Raw genomic sequence first — 2,654 nt, 5'->3', positions numbered from 1 at the left:
ATCTGCCCAACAAGCAAGTAGTTCAATGGAAGAAGTATCAACTAATTCGAAGGAACTGGCACAACTTGCTGAAGAACTAAATGGATTGGTAAGACAATTTAAGATTTAATATACAAAACTCCCATTTGATTGGGAGTTTTTTAGTTTTGGAGAGTTTACAAGTTCGATAGCCACACATCTTTATTAAAAAAGGCTATGTTAAAGTTTAAAGTTGTTATTAGGTATAAAAATGGTACTTCCTAATTTGTGGAAGTTCCGTTTGTTACTAATTGGTTTATTCCATTAACCTGACCGTTAATGGAAAAGTGGAAAGCTCTGTAAAAGTGAAAGAGTAACAATTAGTGTTGATAAAGTACCGAAAGAAGTTAAAGTTATGATTTTTCGGTTATTCTGCTCCTTTGAAGGCTTGATTAACTCGTGAATTGCAGCAATCCACATAAATGTAGAAGCAATTGCAATAATACCCATAGTCATATCACATAACCCCCCTTCATTTATTCTTCCGTCTACCAGTAAAGTATCTGTATCACAACCTGGCTCCGTTTGTAGAACTAAGGTCAAACAATTCTCTGCTAGTATTTTACCATAAATGTAATTTATCCTTGTTCAACTATTGGGCCGTTGAATTAGAAATACTGTCTATGTCGAAAACTTGATAAACTGATTGTATCATATTTTTACATATTTTGTATCAAATTCCCTTTAATCATCAAGTCTTTCATAGTAACAAAATTCCTCTGGGTTGAATGGACGAGTTCGATACAAAGCGGTATTTGTAAGGTCAGGAAATGTCTTTTTACCAGCTTTACAGCGATAACGTTGCTTTTCTGATATGCTTAGTTTTGAATGGCTTTAAGAATATCCGTTGCTCTCACGTTTATCACCAACTTGATTATAATTAAGCCTATTACAGAATATTAGTTTCTATTTAGGTTTCATAAGAAAGAAAATTATATAAAAAAATAAGGACATAAGTACTACATAATAGTTATAGTAATATGCTAATAGTCATGATAGAATAGTCGCATGTTATAACTTTTTCATCAAGTATGATCACCAATGGGAGGAAAAGCATGAAAAAATTTCGTTTTAAGAATGTGAAGATTGGTACGAAGTATGGTCTTATACTTAGTGTTGTTTTAAGTCTTTTTGTGATTTCTGCTGTGTTCGTTTTCTTTTTCTTACAAAATGTTCAATCACAAATTGAAGCAATGGAAAGAAGAGGAGATAGAGCAGTTGATGTAACAGAGATGGGTTCATTAATCAGAGCTAAAGGTATCCGTGTGTTTCAATATATGGAAGACCCTACATCTGAAGTAGTAAATGAATTTAATCAACGTAAAGATTTATTAGATAGGTTAAAATCTAAAATAAGTGAAAAAATGAACACTAAAAATGAGAAGGAACTCTTTGAAAAAGTAGTAACCTATGATGATGAATTTAACTTGGAATTCAATGAAGTGGTTAGTTATGTGGGTCAAGGTAATATGGAAGCAGCAGGACAACACGCAAGCCAGGCTCAACAATTTCAAAGCGAAACTGTCCGGACCCTAGAAGAGCTAAAAGTATTAGTTAATGATCAACGAGCAAATGCGATAGAAGGGGCAAAAACAAGTCAAACAATGGCCATCGTAGCACTAGTTATCGCAATTGTTGTATCACTGATTATTAGTATCATTTTAATTATCATCGTTAATCGAACAGTTTCCAGAAACTTAAATAAAGTAGTTGATGTAAGTAATAGCATTGCGGATGGTAATCTTTTAGTTGAAAATATAGATTATCAAGCTAATGATGAAATTGGACAGCTTGCAAGTTCGATAAATAAGATGAGTACGAATTTAAGGAAGATCATTCAACAAGTTTCAACTGTTTCTGATACAGTGACTGCTCAAAGTGAAGAATTAAATCAATCAGCAACCGAAGTGAAGTCTGGAACGGAGCAAATAGCTTCGACTATGCAGGAATTAGCTTCAGGCGCAGAAACCCAAGCAAATCATGCTGGAGATGTTGCATCGAAAATGAGTGATTTCTCTCAAAAGGTACATGAAGCGGATCAAAATGGGGAGAAAATTGAAGGAGCATCAGCTAATGTATTAAGTATGGCTGAAAATGGTAATGAATTGATGAACACTTCTATTGCACAAATGGCTCGAATCCATACGATTGTACAAGATGCAGTAGAAAAAGTACGTGGTTTAGATAATCAATCAAAAGAAATATCAAAACTAGTCGCCGTGATTAAAGATATTGCGGAACAAACAAATTTATTAGCATTAAATGCAGCCATCGAATCAGCACGTGCTGGAGAACATGGCAAAGGTTTTGCGGTCGTAGCAGATGAAGTTCGCAAATTAGCGGAACAGGTAGCAGAGTCCGTTAATGATATCACTGGAATTGTTACGAATATCCAAAGTGAATCTTCTAATGTAACTCAATCGTTAGAAGAAGGTTATGGTGAAGTAGAAGCAGGCTCTGAACAAATTGAAAAGACAGGAGAGACTTTTGAGCAAATTAATCATGCCGTAACAGAAATGGTTTCTAGTATTAAAACTGTAACAACTAATTTGTCTGACATGAGGACAAGTAGTGAAGAGATTAATAGTTTTGTCGAAGAAATTGCCTCGATTTCGGAAGAATCAGCTGCCGGTGTT

At 34.4% G+C, this 2,654-nt stretch carries 2 protein-coding genes; one reads left to right on the top strand and one right to left on the bottom strand.

Annotated elements, in window-relative coordinates; translation table 11 throughout:
- Positions 1-294: 294 nt before the first annotated feature.
- On the bottom strand, positions 295-474 hold the full coding sequence (locus tag GH715_RS21080; RefSeq protein WP_153835830.1) for a hypothetical protein: 180 nt from the start codon (positions 472-474) through the stop codon (positions 295-297).
- 599 nt (positions 475-1,073) lie between these two features.
- Here GH715_RS21080 and GH715_RS21075 point away from each other — a divergent pair.
- A partial coding sequence (locus tag GH715_RS21075) for a methyl-accepting chemotaxis protein (RefSeq protein ID WP_163578825.1) occupies positions 1,074-2,654 on the top strand: 1,581 nt, incomplete at its 3' end.

This window comes from Gracilibacillus thailandensis, from assembly GCF_010994055.1.
Lineage (GTDB): Bacteria > Bacillota > Bacilli > Bacillales > Amphibacillaceae > Gracilibacillus > Gracilibacillus lacisalsi.
Note: the sequence above shows the minus strand (reverse complement) of the source record. Positions and strands in the feature narration are given on the sequence as shown.

Coding starts and splice junctions, on each gene's coding strand:
- GH715_RS21080 (WP_153835830.1), bottom strand. CDS start 474: ATGACTATGGGTATTATTGCAATTGCTTCTACATTTATGTGGATTGCT.